Source organism: Pseudomonas lurida (genome assembly GCF_013522705.1).
GTDB classification, from domain to species: Bacteria; Pseudomonadota; Gammaproteobacteria; order Pseudomonadales; family Pseudomonadaceae; genus Aquipseudomonas; species Aquipseudomonas quebecensis.
Genome location: NZ_JAAMRE010000015.1, coordinates 45381 through 62229 on the forward strand (window position 1 = coordinate 45381; position 16849 = coordinate 62229).

15 protein-coding genes are annotated in these 16849 nt (G+C 62.4%); 9 read left to right on the forward strand and 6 right to left on the reverse strand.

Features of this window, described 5'->3' with window-relative positions; genetic code table 11:
- Nucleotides 1–11: 11 nt before the first annotated feature.
- The 3 genes from amn to G7025_RS14250 all read right to left on the reverse strand — a co-directional run bounded on the left by amn (nucleotide 12) and on the right by G7025_RS14250 (nucleotide 5719).
- Nucleotides 12–1484, reverse strand: coding sequence for an AMP nucleosidase (amn, locus tag G7025_RS14240; protein ID WP_181079821.1), 1473 nt, complete (start codon nucleotides 1482–1484; stop codon nucleotides 12–14).
- 119 nt (nucleotides 1485–1603) lie between these two features.
- On the reverse strand, nucleotides 1604–3259 hold the full coding sequence (locus G7025_RS14245) for an acyl-CoA dehydrogenase family protein (protein WP_181079822.1): 1656 nt from the start codon (nucleotides 3257–3259) through the stop codon (nucleotides 1604–1606).
- Nucleotides 3260–3328: 69 nt separating this feature from the next.
- Nucleotides 3329–5719: a hybrid sensor histidine kinase/response regulator gene (locus G7025_RS14250; RefSeq protein WP_181079823.1), complete on the reverse strand. Its 2391-nt coding sequence runs from the start codon at nucleotides 5717–5719 to the stop codon at nucleotides 3329–3331.
- 276 nt (nucleotides 5720–5995) lie between these two features.
- On the opposite strand from G7025_RS14250, the gene G7025_RS14255 reads away from it, so the two are divergent.
- From G7025_RS14255 to G7025_RS14270, 4 genes are all read left to right on the forward strand, one after another.
- A complete protein-coding gene (locus tag G7025_RS14255; RefSeq protein ID WP_181079824.1) occupies nucleotides 5996–6793 on the forward strand; it encodes a hydroxymethylpyrimidine/phosphomethylpyrimidine kinase in 798 nt (265 codons plus the stop codon).
- A 32-nt stretch (nucleotides 6794–6825) separates the two neighbouring features.
- The gene (gene thiE / locus G7025_RS14260) at nucleotides 6826–7455 is read left to right on the forward strand and encodes a thiamine phosphate synthase (RefSeq protein WP_181079825.1); all 630 of its coding nucleotides are present in this window, start codon (nucleotides 6826–6828) and stop codon (nucleotides 7453–7455) included.
- 11 nt (nucleotides 7456–7466) lie between these two features.
- Nucleotides 7467–8750 (forward strand): glutamate-1-semialdehyde 2,1-aminomutase, encoded by a 1284-nt coding sequence (hemL, locus tag G7025_RS14265; RefSeq protein WP_181079826.1) that lies wholly within the window; start codon nucleotides 7467–7469, stop codon nucleotides 8748–8750.
- A 226-nt stretch (nucleotides 8751–8976) separates the two neighbouring features.
- Nucleotides 8977–9531 (forward strand): tetratricopeptide repeat protein, encoded by a 555-nt coding sequence (locus G7025_RS14270; RefSeq protein WP_181079827.1) that lies wholly within the window; start codon nucleotides 8977–8979, stop codon nucleotides 9529–9531.
- 66 nt (nucleotides 9532–9597) lie between these two features.
- Here G7025_RS14270 and G7025_RS14275 read toward each other — a convergent pair whose 3' ends face one another.
- A complete protein-coding gene (locus G7025_RS14275) occupies nucleotides 9598–9924 on the reverse strand; it encodes a DUF1820 family protein (RefSeq protein WP_003236992.1) in 327 nt (108 codons plus the stop codon).
- Nucleotides 9925–10055: 131 nt separating this feature from the next.
- Here G7025_RS14275 and miaB point away from each other — a divergent pair, with 131 nt between their 5' ends.
- From miaB to lnt, 5 genes are all read left to right on the forward strand, one after another.
- On the forward strand, nucleotides 10056–11384 hold the full coding sequence (gene miaB / locus G7025_RS14280; RefSeq protein ID WP_181079828.1) for a tRNA (N6-isopentenyl adenosine(37)-C2)-methylthiotransferase MiaB: 1329 nt from the start codon (nucleotides 10056–10058) through the stop codon (nucleotides 11382–11384).
- Between the two features lie 131 nt (nucleotides 11385–11515).
- Complete coding sequence (locus G7025_RS14285; RefSeq protein ID WP_181079829.1) at nucleotides 11516–12520, forward strand: PhoH family protein; 1005 nt, start codon at nucleotides 11516–11518, stop codon at nucleotides 12518–12520.
- Nucleotides 12513–12971, forward strand: coding sequence for an rRNA maturation RNase YbeY (gene ybeY / locus G7025_RS14290; protein ID WP_181079830.1), 459 nt, complete (start codon nucleotides 12513–12515; stop codon nucleotides 12969–12971). The genes G7025_RS14285 and ybeY overlap by 8 nt, the downstream gene beginning before the upstream one ends.
- Before the next feature lie 42 nt (nucleotides 12972–13013).
- Nucleotides 13014–13853, forward strand: a complete 840-nt coding sequence (locus G7025_RS14295) for an HlyC/CorC family transporter (RefSeq protein ID WP_010206772.1) — start codon at nucleotides 13014–13016, stop codon at nucleotides 13851–13853.
- 8 nt (nucleotides 13854–13861) lie between these two features.
- Nucleotides 13862–15385 carry an apolipoprotein N-acyltransferase gene (gene lnt / locus G7025_RS14300; RefSeq protein ID WP_181079831.1) on the forward strand — a complete coding sequence of 508 codons (1524 nt, stop codon included), beginning with the start codon at nucleotides 13862–13864 and terminating at the stop codon, nucleotides 15383–15385.
- A 59-nt stretch (nucleotides 15386–15444) separates the two neighbouring features.
- On the opposite strand, the gene G7025_RS14305 is transcribed toward lnt, so the two are convergent.
- Both G7025_RS14305 and G7025_RS14310 read right to left on the reverse strand, forming a co-directional pair.
- Entirely contained in the window at nucleotides 15445–16206 is a 762-nt protein-coding gene (locus G7025_RS14305; RefSeq protein WP_181079832.1) for a YdcF family protein, read from the reverse strand.
- Between the two features lie 106 nt (nucleotides 16207–16312).
- A complete protein-coding gene (locus tag G7025_RS14310) occupies nucleotides 16313–16627 on the reverse strand; it encodes a hypothetical protein (protein WP_181079833.1) in 315 nt (104 codons plus the stop codon).
- Nucleotides 16628–16849: the final 222 nt, after the last annotated feature.

Genomic DNA, 16849 nt, shown 5'->3' on the forward strand with positions numbered 1-16849 from the left:
ATCCCAACCGCTTAGCGGAACGGCGGCTCGTCGAAGCTGCGCAGTTTGCGCGAGTGCAGCGAGTTGAGTTCGTTGCGCAGCAGGTCCACCGCTTCGATGCCGATCTTCAAGTGCTGGCTCACCGCGCGTTCATAGAACGCGTTGGCCGAGCCGGGCAATTTGATTTCACTGTGCAGCGGCTTGTCAGACACGCACAGCAACGTGCCGTAAGGCACCCGCAAGCGATAGCCCTGGGCGGCGATGGTGCCGCTTTCCATGTCCACCGCCACGGCGCGGGACAGGTTGATCAATGGGCGCTCCTGGGCCCAACGCAACTCCCAGTTGCGGTCGTCGTAGGTCAGCACGGTGCCGGTGCGCAGGCGTTTTTTCAGCTGTTCGCCTTTTTCGCCCGTCACGTGGGCCGCAGCTTGCTGGAGCGCCAGTTGCACTTCGGCCAGGGCCGGGATCGGAATATTCGGCGGCACCACACGGTCGAGAATGCCATCGCGACGCATGTAGGCGTGGGCCAGGACATAGTCGCCGATGGTCTGGGATTGGCGCAGGCCGCCGCAGTGGCCGATCATCAACCAGCAATGCGGACGCAGCACGGCCAGGTGATCGGTGATGTTCTTGGCGTTGGACGGGCCGACGCCGATGTTGACCAGGGTCACGCCGTGACCATCGCTGGCCTGCAGGTGATAAGCCGGCATCTGGTAGCGGTGCCAGACCACACCCGCCGCGATGGCCGAGGCTTCGCCGTGGTCCATGCTCTTGTCGATGACCACGTTGCCCGGCAACACCATGCGGACAAAACGCGGGTCGCTGCGCAACTGCTCCAGGCCATGCAGGATGAACTGGTCGACGTAGCGGTGGTAGTTGGTCAGCAGGATCCAGGGTTGAACATGGCGCCAGTCGCTGCCGGTGTAATGCACCAGCCGGCGCAGGGAAAAGTCCACGCGCGCCGCATCGAACAGCGCCAGGGGCAGCGGGTCGGTGTTTTCCCAGTCATACAGGCCGTCGGCAATGCCGTCGGTGGCGGCCGACAGGTCGGTGCTGGGGAATACCCGCGCGAGGGTGGCGGCGGTCACGCCGGAGCCGGCGAGTTCATCGCCCTGTTCGACCACGTATGGGTAAGGAATATTCTGCTGGCTCACGCCCACTTCCACCGTCACGGTGAAGTCGTGCATCAGCGGCACCAGTTGCTCCAGCAGGTACTTACGGAACGCCGCAGGATGGGTAACGGTCACGCTGTAGGTGCCCGGCAGTTGCACCTTGGCATAAGCGCGGGTGGTCTGTGGGACTTCGCCGTGGCAGTGGTAGGTCAGGCGCAGTTCCGGGTAGCGAAACAGAGCACGCTGTTCGGCATCGGGTTCGACGCGGTCCTTGAGGTATTGCTTGAGGGCCTGATTGAGCGCGCCGGTAGCCCGCTCATGCAGAGCCGCCAGCCGGTCCACGGCTTCTTCGGCGGTTTTAACGACAACAAAAGCTTCGGTCACGGTAAGCATCCTGTGTTCTGACATGCAGGCCTGTATCTTGCCTGCATCCCAGCCGCACCGAAACAGTGGCGTTGGAAAGCGCTCAATAATGTGGGAGAGGGCTTGCCCCTCCCACCTTTGAACCGCGCTTATTCAGAAACAGAAGGCGTTGAGCGGGCGACGATAGCCACCACATCCACGCCACGCGGCAAGGCGCCATAAGCGCGGCCGGAGGAATCGCTCAAGCGGCTGGCGATAAAGCCATCGCTGACTGCGGCATGACCCGCCTCCAACAAGAGCTTGGCCTGCAATGCCACGGCAATGTCCTCGGTCAACTGCCGCGCCCGGTACTGGATGTCCTGGGTGTCCATGAAGGCGGATTTCAACGCTTCGATATGCCGAGCCAGCCGCTTGTCGCCGTGCCCGTCGCCCAGTTCGACAAACAGCGCCTCCAGCACCCCCGGCTCTTTGGACAACGCTCGCAACACATCCAGGCATTGCACATTGCCGGAACCTTCCCACGTAGAATTCACCGGCGCCTCACGGTAAAGGCGCGGCAGGATGCTGTCCTCCACATAGCCGGCACCGCCCATGCATTCGGCAGCCTCGTTGATCATGGCCGGCGCGCGCTTGCAGATCCAGTACTTGCCCACAGCCGTGACCAGCCGTGCGAATTTGCTTTCGCGCTCGTCATCCAAGTGATCCAACGCTCGTCCCATGCGCATGCTCAAGGCCAGCGCGGCCTCGCTTTCCAGCGCCAGATCGCCCAGCACGTTTTGCATCAACGGTTGCTCGCTGAGCACGCGCCCGCTTACCGAGCGATGGGCGCAATGATGACTGGCCTGGGTCAGCGCCTGACGCATCAAGGCGCTGGAACCGACCATGCAATCGAAGCGGGTCATGGCGACCATTTCGATAATGGTCGGCACGCCACGCCCTTCTTCGCCGACCATCCACGCCAGGGCGCCGCGAAACTCTACTTCGCTGGAAGCGTTGGAGCAGTTGCCGAGCTTGTTTTTCAGGCGCTGGATGTAGAACTCATTGCGTGTATCACCAGGGCGGTGCCGGGGCAGCAGGAAACAGGTCAGGCCTTTGTCGGTCTGCGCCAGCGTGAGGAACGCATCGCACATCGGCGCGGAGCAGAACCACTTGTGGCCCACCAGCTCATACGCCTGCCCGGGGCCGCCCGCGCCCACCGGATAGGCGCGGGTGGTGTTGGCGCGCACGTCGGTGCCGCCTTGCTTCTCGGTCATCGCCATACCGATGGTGGCGCCGGCCTTGTGGGCGATGCCCACATTACGCGGGTCGTAGTGAGTGCTGAGGATTTTCGGCAGCCAGGCCTTGGCCAGGTCCGGCTGCAACCGCAGTGCCGGCACGCAGGCAAAGGTCATGGTCAACGGGCAACCGCTGCCGGCCTCGGCCTGGCTGTGCAGGTAGGTCATGGCGGCGCGGGCCACATGGGCGCCGGCCTGCGGGTGCGCCCACGGCAACGACGGCAGGCCGTGCTCCACGGCGGTGCGCATGAGCTCGTGATAGGCCGGATGAAACTCCACCAGATCAATGCGATGTCCGTAACGGTCATGACTGTTGAACACCGGCTTATGCTGATTGGCCAGGAACCCGGCCGCCATCAACGGCCCGCCGGCCAGCGCGCCATAGGCATCGATGCGCGGTTGCGCCCAACCGGCACCGAAACGACGCGACCACTCTTGCAGGGGCAAGTCGATGCGGTACAGGTTGACACCGTCCAGGGAGGGCGGCTGGTTGGTCACGTCGTGGGTTTCGGCAAATTGATGCAGGTTCATCACGGGCGTCCTGGAAAAAGGCCACGTTCGGTTAGGGCCGGTTTTTTCAGTTAAGCACCGCTGCTGCGCTTAAAAAAGTGGCATACGCGCCGAATACCCGGCGCTTTCGCCCTCGGCCGCGCCCAGCACCCAGCGCTGCATCACCGCCTGCAGCGCGTCAAAGCGCACCGGCTTGACTATGCGTTCGGTCACCCCGATCCCCAGGCAACGCTCGCGCTCGGGCGCGGTCAGCGACGTGCTCAAGGCGATCACGGGCAGTTCCGCGCAACCGGGCAAGGCACGGATCTGACAACACAACGAGAATTCACCGTCAGGCATATCCAACACCACCGCCTCGACACATCGCGCCTGCAACGCCTCCAACGCCGCCGCACCGCTGCCTACCGTTTTAACCCGGTAGCCGAGCTTGAGCAGCATGCCGCGCACCGCCAACTGGCCGACACTGTTGTCATCCACCAGCAACACCGTGCAGTCCTGCGGTGCGCGCTGCCCGGCCAGGGCAGGCCTGGACTCGGACGGCATCTGGCGCACCTCCATCTCCAATTGGAAACGACTGCCCTTGTGGGGTTCGGAATGATGGGTAAGGCGCCCGCCGACCAGTTCGATCAACTGCCGACAGATCGCCAGCCCGATGCCCATGCCGCCGTACTCTCGGGTGCTCGAACCGTCCAGCTGGAAGAAACGCTGGTACAACGTGGCCCCGTCAAGGGAGGCAAAGCCGATGCCGGTGTCGGTCACGATAAAGCTCAGGCGCACGCTGCCGTCGCTGTGGGGCACGCCCACCACCCGCACGCGCACGGAGCCTTCGTGGGTGAATTTGAACGCGTTGTCCAGCAGGCAATCCAGGCACTGGATGAGTTTGTCGACGTCGCCCTCCAGGCGGTCCGGCAGTTCATCAGCGACGTCGATGGAAAACGCCAGGCCCTTGGCCAGGGCGCTGGCATTGAATTGCTGGCGCAGGCTGTCAAGTACCCCACGCAGGCTGAACACGCGGTGCTGGGCGCTCAGGCGTCCGGCCTGCAATTCGGTGAGGGTGAGAATGCCGTTGACCATGCGCATCATGTCCCGCGCGGAACCGGCGGCGGTTTGATGGTATTGCGCCAGGTCGTGGGTCAGAGGCACTGTCTGCATCAGCTCCAGAGAGCCGATCACACCGTTCATCGGCGTGCGCAGTTCGTGGGTCAGGGTGGCGAGAAATTCATCCTTGAGCCGGTTGCTGCGGGCCAGTTGCGAGTTGAGCACTTCGAGTTTCTGGCTGGCATCGAACAGAATCTGCGCCTGCTGCTCGCGCATCGCGTTGATGCGGTCGGCCAGGGCCAGCGACAGCAGCGCCACCTCGATTGCCGAGCCGATCTGGCTGGCATACATGGTCAGGAACACATTAGGCAGATAGCCCAGCACCATCAGGGTGTTGACCACCCCACCCAGCAGGAACGCCGACCAGGCGATGATGAAATAGCGCGCAACGCGCTGGCCGCAATACCAGGCCTTGATGGCGGCGACAAAGATACTCACGGTAAACACTAACGCCAGGCCCGTGGCCAGACGCAGTGCCAGCGCGTAGCTGGCCATCAACGACAGCAGCATGACCACGGCGCCGCACGCCACCAGCGCCAGCAGCACGCGGTTGATCCAGCGACTGTGCTGGGCAGTGTGCAGGAAACTGCGCGCAAACAGGCTGCCGAACAATGCCGACGCACCGATCAGAAATGGCGTCGCGGCATTTGTCCACCAAGGGTTGTTCGGCCAGAAATATTCCACCGCCGCGCCGTTCACCGACAGTTGGTACATGCCGAACGAAGCGATATAGAAGATGTAGTACAGGTAGCTGGTGTCGCGCACGCTCAGGTAGATGAACAGGTTATAGACCAGCATCCCCAGCAGCACGCCATAGATCAGGCCCAGCACATACAGACGCAGCGGCTGCTGCTCCAGGTACGCGGTACTGGACCAGAGGGTCAGCGGCGCCTGGATCGAACCTTCGCTCTGCAGGCGCAGGTAAACGGTCTTGGCCTCGCCTGGGGTGAAATCCAGTTTGAACAGGTAATTATTCTGACGAATCTCGCGGCTGGCAAACGGCAGTGCATCCCCGGTGCGCCTGGCCAGACGATAACCGCCCTGGCCGTCGGGCAGGTACAGGTCGAGGTGGTCCAACGGCGGGTACGCCAGCTCCAGCAGCCAGGTGCGCTGAGCCTCGGTGTCGTGGGGTAAATAATGCAGATTGAGCTTGAGCCAGAACACCGAACGCGAGTAGCCGGCGTTGAGGGTGTCTTTATCGTGAGGTTTGAATTGCACGGCCGCGGACGGCGCGCTGACCTCGGCAATGGAAAGGCTGTTGGACGGGTCTTCGAGCACTTGCAAGGCTCGGCCCAGGGGCAGGCTTCGGGTGTCCTGGTTGAACTCGATGGCGCCGGCGAGCATGGGCAGCCCGCACAACAATAGAATCAGCAAATAGCGCATAGAGCCCCAGCGTGGCATGTCCGGTTATGGCAAAGGCCCCCCATTCCTTTTGAGAAGACGTACACCGGCGGTACAGATAAGTTGTTTGGATTCACTCTAGCATAGCCGTTGCAGGCCATTGGACACCATTGAAATAATTTTTTGAAAGGCTCTAGGACAAGGCTTTCAGCATGGTTTTTTGGCTGTTAAAGCCGCGCAAGCGCGAAGCCTTCAGAGTGAAATTCAAGCACTGCCCGAAGGCCACGCAAAAAGCGTTTGGTGGTAAGCTCGCCCACCATGAATATCTACAGCTCTCGCCCTGTTGTCCTCTGTCTCTCCGGCCATGATCCCAGTGGTGGCGCCGGCCTGCAGGCAGATATCGAAGCCCTGCTCGCCCAGGGTTGTCATGCTGCTGCGGCCGTTACCGCGCTGACCGTGCAAAACACAGTCAACGTCAGCGACTTCCGCGTGCTCGACCGCGAGTGGGTGCTGGCCCAGGCCAACGCCGTGCTCAGCGACTCCGAGGTGGCCGCGGTCAAGCTGGGCATGCTCGGCTCCACCGCGATGGTCGACACCGTGGTCGAGCTGCTGCAGGCGCACCCGCACCTGCCGGTGGTCTGCGACCCGGTGCTGCGTGCCGGCGGCGGCGGCAGCCTGGGCAAGGATGAAGTGGGCTACGCCATGCGGGAGCGGCTGTTGCCTCTGTCGCTGATTGCCACGCCGAACCTGCCCGAGGCCCGCATCCTCGCTGAACTGCCCGAAGGCACGGCGGACGAGTGCGCCGACAAGCTGCTGCCGTTTATCCAGCACCTGTTGATTACCGGTGGGCATGGCGACGAGCATGAAGTGCACAATCGCCTGTATAGCCGCGACGGCACGCGCCAGACCTTCACCTGTCAGCGCCTGCCGGGCAGCTATCACGGTTCGGGTTGCACCCTGGCCAGTGCGCTGGCCGGGCGTATCGCCCAGGGCGAAGGCCTGGCCAGCGCCGTGCAATCGGCCCTCAACTACACTTGGCGCACGCTGCGTGATGCTGAACAACTCGGCCAGGGCCAGTTCGTTCCGCGCCGGCTGCCGCTGGATTTCTGCTCGTAGGCGCCTGCTCGCCACTTCAAGGGACATGCCCGATGAAATTACGTGGCCTTTATGCCATTACCGACAGCCAACTGTTGGCCGGCAAATTCCTCGCTTACGTCGAAGCGGCGCTGGACGGCGGCGTGACGCTGCTGCAGTACCGCGACAAAAGCAACGATGAAGCGCGCCGCCTGCGCGAAGCTCAAACGCTGCGGGAACTGTGCTCGCGCTACAAAACCCAATTAATCATCAACGACGATGCCGAACTGGCCGCGCGCCTGGGCGTCGGTGTGCATCTGGGCCAGACCGATGGCCCGCTCACCCCGGCCCGCGCACTGCTCGGTCCCAAAGCCATCATCGGCGCCACTTGCCACAGCCAGATCGAACTGGCCGAGCAGGCCGCCAGGGAAGGCGCCAGCTATGTCGCCTTCGGCCGCTTCTTCAACTCCAACACCAAGCCCGGTGCGCCGGCCGCCACCCTGCAAATGCTCGCCGATGCGCGCAAGCGCCTGCAGCTGCCGATCTGTGCGATCGGCGGCGTCACCCTCGAGAACGCCGAGCCGCTGGTGGCGCACGGTGCCGACCTGCTCGCGGTGGTCCATGGCCTGTTCGGCGCCGACAGCACCCAGGAAGTGACGCGCCGCGCCCGCGCCTTCAACGACCTTCTTAAATCTTCAGTGTAGAGAGCCCGTTTATGTCCCGTTCCGAAACCCTGTTTGCCAATGCCCAGAAACACATCCCCGGCGGTGTGAACTCCCCCGTGCGTGCATTCAAAAGCGTGGGCGGCACGCCGTTGTTTTTCAAGCATGCCGAAGGCGCCTACGTCACCGATGAAGATGACAAGCGCTACGTGGACTACGTGGGTTCCTGGGGCCCGATGATCCTCGGTCACAGCCACCCGGACGTGCTGGACGCGGTGCGCAGGCAGTTGGAACACGGCCTGTCCTATGGCGCGCCGACCGCCATGGAAACCGAGATGGCTGATCTGGTGTGTTCGATCGTGCCGTCGATGGAGATGGTGCGCATGGTCAGCTCCGGCACCGAAGCCACGATGAGTGCGATTCGCCTGGCCCGAGGCTTCACCGGTCGCGACAGCATCATCAAGTTTGAAGGCTGCTACCACGGCCATTCCGACAGCCTGCTGGTCAAGGCCGGTTCCGGCGCGCTGACCCAAGGCGTACCGAGCTCGGCCGGTGTGCCGGCGGCGTTCGCCAAACACACCCTGACCCTGCCGTTCAACGATATCGCCGCCGTCGAGCAGATGCTCAGCGAAGTGGGCCAGGACGTGGCCTGCATCATCGTCGAGCCGGTGGCCGGCAACATGAACTGCGTACCGCCGGCCCCGGGTTTCCTCGAAGGCCTGCGCGCGCAGTGCGACAAACATGGCGTGGTGCTGATCTTCGACGAAGTGATGACCGGTTTCCGCGTAGCCTTAGGCGGCGCCCAGGCGCACTACGGCGTCACACCGGACCTGAGCACCTTTGGCAAGATCATCGGCGGCGGCATGCCGGTGGGCTGCTTCGGCGGCAAGCGCGAGATCATGCAACACATCGCGCCGCTGGGGCCGGTGTACCAGGCTGGCACATTGTCGGGTAACCCGCTGGCCATGGCCGCCGGCCTCACAACCCTGCGGTTGATCAGCCGTCCGGGCTTCCACGCCGAACTCACCGACTACACCACCCGCCTGCTGGACGGCCTGCAACAGCGCGCCGATGCCGCCGGTATCCCATTCGTCACCACCCAGGCCGGCGGCATGTTCGGCCTGTACTTCAGCGGCGCCGACGATATCGTCACCTTCGACGACGTGATGGGCAGCGATGCGGACCTGTTCAAACGCTTCTTCCACCTGATGCTTGAAGGCGGCGTGTACCTGGCGCCGAGCGCGTTTGAAGCCGGTTTCACCTCGATCGCCCATGGCGACGCTGAGCTGAAACTGACCCTGGACGCCGCTGAACGCGCCTTTGCCGCGCTGAAATAAACGGCCGTATCTACCAGGCGCCACCCACGTGGCGCCTGGCTGGGCGCTTTGCTTACAGATATTTCCGGCTTTTTCGCAAGAAATCATCCGCAATCCAGCAGATAACTTGCCCAACCGGCAGAAAAACGAGTAAAGACTTTGTAAGCAGGGGCCTGCTTATTTCATAATGCGCGCTTATTGGATCCCGCAAGGGTCCGCGCGCCCCGTCAGAGGTAAGTCGATTCCCATGAAACGCACCGGCCGCACCCTGGTTCTGGGCTGCCTGTTGCTCCTTCAGCCGCTGCTGGCACATGCACAAGCAGGCGGCAACTCGTTGTTAATCCCAGCGATGGGTCGCTGCACCCTCAATACCCAGCCAGACACCCAGGCCGAAGCCCTGAGCGCGTGCCAGAAACAGGCTGACGAGGGCGATGCCCAGGCGCAATACGAGTTGGGCGCGTATTACCACGACAGCAAAAACCCAGCCCAGGACCTCAACAAAGCCTTGAGCTACTTCGAGAAAGCCTCGTTGCAAGGTCACGCGCAGGCGCAATTCGAGCTGGGCAACATGTACATGCGCGGTGAAGGGGTGCCGGTCAATAACGTCCAGGCGTACATCGTATTGAAGATGGCGGCGGTGAACGGCGCCGAAGACGCACTGGACACGGCCGACGAGGTCGCCGAGCACATGAAGCGCGATGAGCTGGAAGTGGCGACCCAGGTGCTGGGCCAGATCTTCCGCAAGTACCTGCTGGAATTGCAGAGCGCCGACGGACGTTCGCCGTTCTCACCCCTGCCCTGACTCTGCGTTGCATCTGACGGCCACTTAGCGGGCAAGCCCGCGAAGGGCACGACGCACTCTAACGCTCTACTTCTCAGGCATCGGCATCGGAAACGGCATGACGTTGCTCACGCCTCGCGCTTCGCTGATCTTCGGCGTGCCCAGGCGCTCGACTTCATCAATGCGCACAATCGAGTGCATCGGCACGAAACTGCGCACCACGCCTTCGAATTGCGCCTTGAGTTTCTCCTCGCCCGGGTCGACGACCAACTGGGTGCGCTCGCCAAAGACGAACTCTTCCACCTCCAGGAACCCCCACAGATCACTTTGATAGATCTGCTTGGCGTACATTTCGAACACCTGGCCCTGGTTGAGGAAAATCACCTTGTAGATTGGAGCTTCACGTTTGGTCATGGTGGGCGAACAACACATCGGGGATATAAAAGAGGGCGCGAACTATAGCATGGCACCCGATGCACAACGCTAGGAACCAATGGGCATGCCCCCTATAATGCGCGGTTCTTTACCACCAGTTGACGATTCCCATGGCCAAGAAGCTTTACATCGAAACCCACGGTTGCCAGATGAACGAGTACGACAGCTCGCGCATGGTCGATCTGCTGGGCGAACACCAGGCCCTGGAAGTCACCGCCCGCGCCGAAGATGCCGACGTGATCCTGCTCAATACCTGCTCGATCCGCGAACGGGCCCAGGACCGTGTGTACTCGCAGCTGGGCCGCTGGCGCGAACTGAAACTGGCCAATCCGGACATGGTGATCGCCGTCGGCGGTTGCGTGGCCAGCCAGGAAGGCGCCGCGATCCGCGACCGCGCGCCCTATGTCGACGTGGTGTTCGGCCCACAGACCCTGCACCGTCTGCCCGAGATGATTGATGCCGCGCGCGTGACCAAGCTGCCGCAGGTCGATGTCTCCTTCCCTGAAATCGAAAAATTCGATCACCTGCCCGAGCCGCGCATCGATGGCCCCAGCGCCTACGTATCGGTGATGGAAGGCTGCAGCAAGTACTGCACCTTCTGCGTCGTGCCTTATACCCGTGGTGAAGAAGTCAGCCGACCGTTCGACGATGTGCTGGCGGAAATTATCCACCTGGCCGAGAACGGCGTGCGTGAAGTGACCCTGCTGGGCCAGAACGTCAACGGCTATCGCGGCCAGACCCACGACGGGCGGCTGGCGGACCTCGCCGAACTGATCCGCGTGGTCGCGGCGGTTGATGGCATCGAGCGCATTCGCTACACCACCTCGCACCCGCTGGAGTTTTCCGACAGCCTGATCCAGGCCCATGCCGAGGTGCCGGAGCTGGTCAAACATCTGCATCTGCCGGTGCAATCGGGCTCGGACCGCATCCTGTCGGCCATGAAACGCAACCACACCGCCCTGGAATACAAATCCAAGCTGCGCAAATTGCGCGCGGCGGTGCCTGGTATCTGCATCAGTTCGGACTTTATCGTGGGCTTCCCCGGTGAAACCGAGAAAGACTTCCAGCAGACCATGAAGCTGATCGAAGACGTCGGCTTCGATTTCTCCTACTCGTTCGTTTACAGCCAACGCCCCGGCACCCCGGCCGCCGACCTGGTAGACGAAACGCCGGAGGCGGTGAAGAAAGAACGCCTGAATGCCCTGCAACACCGCCTGAACCAGCAGGGCTTCGAGATCAGCCGACAAATGGTCGGTTCGATCCAGCGCATCCTGGTCACTGACTACTCGAAGAAAGATCCTGGAGAATTGCAGGGCCGTACCGAGAACAACCGGATCGTCAACTTCCGCTGCGATAATCCGACATTGATCGGTCAGTTTGCCGATGTGCATATCGACGCGGCGCAGCCGCACTCGTTGCGCGGCTCGCTGGTGCAATAAATGTGAGAGGGGGCTTGCCCCCTCCCACATTGGAACCGTGCAACATCCAATGACGTAAGTGCTTTCGTACCCGCGTCACTGGCGTTATCCTCTCTTTCACCTAAACAGCCAAAGGGCGGCTAAAAGCAACCTTGAACGCACCCATCGCAGAACCCCATCGTTTTATCCTCGAGCCGTTTGAGGCTCGCCGTTTCGCCAATCTGTGCGGACAGTTCGACGAGCACCTGCGCTTGATCGAACAACGCCTGAGCATCGAGATCCGCAACCGCGGCAATCAATTCGAGCTCATTGGTGAACCCCAACACACTACGTCCGCAGAAAACCTGCTGCGCCGTCTCTATCGCGAGACGAAGGGCAGCGAGTTGTCCCCGGAAACCGTGCACCTGTACCTGCAGGAGTCGGCCGTGGAAGACCTGGCCAACAACCCGGTGGCCGAAGCCAGCGTGGCCCTGCGCACCAAGAAAGGCATGATTCGCCCGCGCGGCTTGAATCAGCAGCGCTACGTCAAAGAGATTCTCGGCAACGACATCAACTTCGGCATCGGCCCGGCCGGCACCGGCAAGACCTACCTGGCCGTGGCCTGCGCGGTGGATGCCCTGGAGCGCGAGCAAGTGCGCCGCATCCTGCTGGTACGCCCGGCGGTCGAGGCTGGCGAAAAGCTCGGTTTCCTGCCCGGCGACCTGGCCCAGAAGATCGACCCGTACCTGCGCCCGCTCTACGATGCGCTCTACGAGATGCTCGGCTTCGAGTACGTGGCCAAGCTGATCGAGCGCCAAGTGATCGAGATCGCCCCGCTGGCGTACATGCGCGGCCGGACGCTGAACAACAGTTTCATCATCCTCGACGAAAGCCAGAACACTACCGTCGAACAGATGAAGATGTTCCTCACCCGTATCGGTTTCGGTTCCACGGCCGTGATTACCGGCGACGTCACCCAGGTCGACCTGCCCAAAGGTACCAAGTCGGGCCTCGCCCAGGTGATCGAGGTGCTCAAGGACGTGCCGGGTATCAGCTTCACGCACTTCATGCCCAAGGACGTGGTGCGCCACCCGCTGGTGCAGCGCATTGTCGAAGCCTACGAGCGCTTCGACCACCGCGATGACGCACCGGCCAAGGACGTTCGCCGCGATGCTTGAGCTTGACCTGCAACTGGCCACCGAAGCGCCGGCCCCCAGCGAAGAACAGTTCCGGCAATGGTGCGCCTTGGCGCTGCGCCAGCGCTCCGCCGACTCGGAGCTGACCATTCGTCTGGTGGATGAGCCCGAGGGCCGCGAACTGAACCACACCTGGCGTCAGAAAAACTACGCGACCAACGTGCTGTCCTTCCCCGCCGACGTTCCCGACGAGTTGCTGGACATCCCATTGCTGGGTGACCTGGTGATCTGCGTCGAAGTCGTCGAGCGCGAAGCCAGGGAACAAGGCAAGGAACTTGAGGCCCACTGGGCCCATCTAGTCATCCACGGCTGCTTGCATCTCTTGGGTTACGACCATATAGACGATGATGAAGCCGAGGAAATGGAAGCACTGGAACGAACGTTGCTTACCCAATTGGGTCATCCGGACCCCTACGCAGATGACGAAGCGTAAAAAACACTCAACTGTAACAACAAAGGATTCAGAGTAATCGCTATGAGCGAAGACCGATCGAGCAACGGGCAAAAGTCTTGGCTGGGTAAGCTGACCCAGGCTTTTGCCCACGAGCCGAAAAACCGCCAGGAGCTGCTGGAGCTGCTGCGCGAGGCCCATCAGAACAAGTTGCTGGACAGCGAAGCGCTGGCCATCGTCGAAGGCGCCATCCAGGTGGCTGACCTGCAGGTCCGGGACATCATGGTCCCGCGATCGCAGATGATCAGCATCAAGGCGACCCAGACCCCGCGGGAGTTCCTCCCGGCCGTGATCGACTCGGCGCACTCGCGCTACCCGGTCATCGGTGAAAGCCATGACGACGTCATGGGCGTGCTGCTGGCCAAGGACCTGCTGCCGCTGATCCTCAAGGAGAACGGCGACAGTTTCAACATCAAGGACCTGCTGCGCCCGGCCACGTTCGTGCCGGAGTCCAAGCGCCTGAACGTCCTGCTGCGTGAATTTCGTGCCAACCACAACCACATGGCCATCGTGATCGACGAATACGGCGGCGTGGCGGGCCTGGTGACCATCGAAGACGTACTGGAACAGATCGTCGGCGATATCGAAGACGAGCACGACGTCGAAGAAGACAGCTACATCAAGCCTCTGCCCAGTGGCGATTTCCTGATCAAGGCGTTGACGCCGATCGAGAACTTCAACGAGTTCTTTGACAGCGAATTCTCCGATGATGAGTTCGACACGGTGGGTGGCCTGGTGATGAGTGCGTTCGGGCACTTGCCCAAGCGTAACGAAACCACCGAGATCGGCGCTTATCGCTTCCGCATCCTGAATGCCGACAGCCGCCGTATCCACTTGATTCGTTTGACACCTATCGCCCGCTAAGGACTGACATGCGCCGTCTCATCGCACCCGGCTGGCCCGGTAACCTGCTGGCCGTGGTGGCCGGCGCCATCACCACCCTGGCGTTGGCGCCATTCGACCTATGGCCGTTTGCGCTGGTGGCCGTGGGACTGTTCTATGTCGGGCTGCGGGAACTGACCCCACGCCAGGCCCTGGGGCGCGGCTGGTGCTTCGGTTTCGGCCTGTTCGGGGCCGGCACCAGCTGGATCTACTACAGCATCCACCACTTCGGCGGCGCCTCGGTGCTGCTGGCGGGTTTCCTGATGCTGCTGTTCACCGCTGCGATTGCCTGGTTCTTCGCCCTGCCGGCCTGGCTGTGGGCGCGCTGGTTGCGTCGCAATGAAGCACCGTTGGCGGATGCACTGACGTTTGCCGCATTGTGGGTGGGCCAGGAGGCGTTTCGCGGGTGGTTCCTCACTGGGTTCCCGTGGCTCTACTCCGGCTACAGCCAACTCGATGGCCCGCTCAGCGGCCTGGCGCCCGTCGGCGGCATGTGGCTGATTTCCTTTGCCCTGGCACTCACAGCCGCTTTGCTGTGCAACCTGCCGCGCTTGCTGGCCGGCAAGCGCAATGCGTTTGTCGGCGCGGGCCTGGTGCTGCTGGTTGCGCCGTGGGCTATCGGCCTGGCCCTCAAGCATCACGCCTGGACCAACCCTTCTGGCGCCCCGCTCAGCGTGGCGGCCATTCAGGGCAACGTTGAGCAGAGCATGAAGTGGGACCCGGAGCAGCTCAACGCGCAATTGGCGCTGTACCGTGACATGAGTTTCACGTCCAAGCCTGTCGACCTGCTGGTATGGCCGGAAACCGCCGTGCCGGTGCTTAAGGAGTCGGTAGAGGGCTACCTGGGCATGATGGGCAAGTTTGCCGCCGATCGGCATACCGCGCTCATCACCGGTGTGCCGATTCGCCAGGAAGTGCGCCATCAGAAGCGCTATTTCAACGGCATTACCGTAGTGGGCGAAGGCGACGGCACCTACTTGAAGCAGAAACTGGTGCCTTTCGGTGAGTACGTACCGCTGCAGGACATGCTGCGCGGGCTGATCGCGTTCTTTGACCTGCCCATGTCCGACTTCGCGCGCGGCCCGTCCGACCAGCCGATGCTGCAAGCCAAGGGCTATCAGATCGCACCGTTCATTTGCTACGAAGTGGTTTACCCGGAATTCGCCGCAGGCCTCTCGGCCCAGAGCGACCTGTTGCTGACCATCAGCAACGACACGTGGTTCGGGCGCTCCATCGGCCCGTTGCAGCATCTGCAGATGGCGCAGATGCGCGCGCTCGAAGCCGGTCGCTGGATGATCCGCGCCACCAATAATGGCGTGACCGGTCTGATCAACCCGTTTGGGCAGATTACCGCGCAGATCCCGCAGTTCGAACGCGGCATTCTGTACGGCGAAGTGGTGCCGATGCACGAGCTCACGCCGTATCTGCAATGGCGCTCGTGGCCGCTGATCATCGTGTGCCTGGTGTTGTTTGGTTGGGCGCTGCTGGCAGGCCGGATGGCCAAAACCGTCTAACGACACAACGCAAAGCCAATGCGGGAGGAGGCTTGCTCCTCCCACATTGGCCTGCGGTGTTATCGATAGAACAACCGATACCCCACCTGCCCTACCGCCTCGTTGATCAATTGCCCGCTCTGCCACACCGACTTGAACTCGGGCATCCAGCCGCCCAGCGGCCGGGCGTTGTCCACGCCCAGGAACCCCACCGGCGCGGGCACGACGGTAAAGCCGGCCTTTTCAAAACTCCACACCGAACGCGGCATGTGCCAGGCCTGGGTCACGACGACCACGCGCTTGATGCCCTGGGGCAACAGCACCTCGGCACTCATCTGCGCGTTTTCCCAAGTGGTCCGGCTGCGTTCTTCCTTCCAGCGCACGGTCACACCGAAGTCATCCTGCATCGACACCGCCATCAACTGCGCTTCGCTGGGCGGCGTGCCGTAATGCAGGCCGCCGGTGGTCAGCACCGGCAACCCCGATGCCTTGGCCAGGCGTGCGGCATAGCGCTGGCGCTCCAGGCCGATACCGGTAGGCTGGTCGGCGCCCCAGGCCGGGTCACCGCGCTCGCGCCCGGAGCCCAGCACGACAATGGCGTCGGCACGCTGGGCCAGGCTCGACCAATCCTCAAGGGCCAGCGGTGGCTCGGTCTCAAGCGCGCGCGCCCCCCACTCCACCATCACGGGCAGGCTGATCAGCCACATACCGCCAAACCCGAGGGCAAAGCACGCGCCGGCCAGCCTGGGACGGCTGCGACGAAACCACCAGGCAAGCGCCAGCAACAGCAAAAGGATGCCGGGCGGCAGGAGCAACTGTTTGATGAAATAGCGAATAGGCATCGGGCATCTCCATAGATGCCCGAAGCCTAAGGTGTAGCGCGGTTCAGCGACAGCCCTGACGGTGACATTTGTGACGGTGTACAAGGGTGCTGTTCATGGGGAGAGCTTATTGCTTGCGGGCGGACCGAAACCTTTCCCGACCACGACCCTCGGACACATCCTTGAGCCACACCACCTTGGCAGAGTGCGTGGGCTCCTTGACCGGCGGGGTTGCCAGGGGAGGCGCACTGCGCTTGTTGCGTTCCAGGTAAGCCTTGATCAGTTCCAACTCCGCGCGGCTCAAACCGCGCAGTTCCAACTCAACAGGCCGCTCATCCCGCAATCGGCCAGCCGTTCTCGCTGCATCCAATGCACGACCCAATCGGTCGATCAGTCCTTCGTAGATTTCCGGTTTCGTTGCGATTCGCTGCGATTCAACCATCCCCTCACCTCATTGAAGAAAGACTTGCTCCCCAATAAACAGCGTAGCCCCCGTGGCTGCGCCTGCCCGGCGCCGCGACAGACGGCCTCGGGCGCGCAATCAGGGTTTCCCTCGATAGAGTGGGGTCATGTATGCTACGGCGCTTCCTGTAACTCCACTTCCCGCAGGTTCGGGCACCGACGCGCCGCTTTTGGGTGTCGATCTCCCTGGACAATGCACCGA

Excerpts from the sequence above, each read along its gene's own strand:
- amn (WP_181079821.1), bottom strand. The coding sequence starts at position 1,484 with ATGCTTACCGTGACCGAAGCTTTTGTTGTCGTTAAAACCGCCGAAGAA.
- G7025_RS14245 (WP_181079822.1), bottom strand. The coding sequence starts at position 3,259 with ATGAACCTGCATCAATTTGCCGAAACCCACGACGTGACCAACCAGCCG.
- G7025_RS14250 (WP_181079823.1), bottom strand. The coding sequence starts at position 5,719 with ATGCGCTATTTGCTGATTCTATTGTTGTGCGGGCTGCCCATGCTCGCC.
- G7025_RS14255 (WP_181079824.1), top strand. The coding sequence starts at position 5,996 with ATGAATATCTACAGCTCTCGCCCTGTTGTCCTCTGTCTCTCCGGCCAT.
- thiE (WP_181079825.1), top strand. The coding sequence starts at position 6,826 with ATGAAATTACGTGGCCTTTATGCCATTACCGACAGCCAACTGTTGGCC.
- hemL (WP_181079826.1), top strand. The coding sequence starts at position 7,467 with ATGTCCCGTTCCGAAACCCTGTTTGCCAATGCCCAGAAACACATCCCC.
- G7025_RS14270 (WP_181079827.1), top strand. The coding sequence starts at position 8,977 with ATGAAACGCACCGGCCGCACCCTGGTTCTGGGCTGCCTGTTGCTCCTT.
- G7025_RS14275 (WP_003236992.1), bottom strand. The coding sequence starts at position 9,924 with ATGACCAAACGTGAAGCTCCAATCTACAAGGTGATTTTCCTCAACCAG.
- miaB (WP_181079828.1), top strand. The coding sequence starts at position 10,056 with ATGGCCAAGAAGCTTTACATCGAAACCCACGGTTGCCAGATGAACGAG.
- ybeY (WP_181079830.1), top strand. The coding sequence starts at position 12,513 with ATGCTTGAGCTTGACCTGCAACTGGCCACCGAAGCGCCGGCCCCCAGC.
- G7025_RS14295 (WP_010206772.1), top strand. The coding sequence starts at position 13,014 with ATGAGCGAAGACCGATCGAGCAACGGGCAAAAGTCTTGGCTGGGTAAG.
- lnt (WP_181079831.1), top strand. The coding sequence starts at position 13,862 with ATGCGCCGTCTCATCGCACCCGGCTGGCCCGGTAACCTGCTGGCCGTG.
- G7025_RS14305 (WP_181079832.1), bottom strand. The coding sequence starts at position 16,206 with ATGCCTATTCGCTATTTCATCAAACAGTTGCTCCTGCCGCCCGGCATC.
- G7025_RS14310 (WP_181079833.1), bottom strand. The coding sequence starts at position 16,627 with ATGGTTGAATCGCAGCGAATCGCAACGAAACCGGAAATCTACGAAGGA.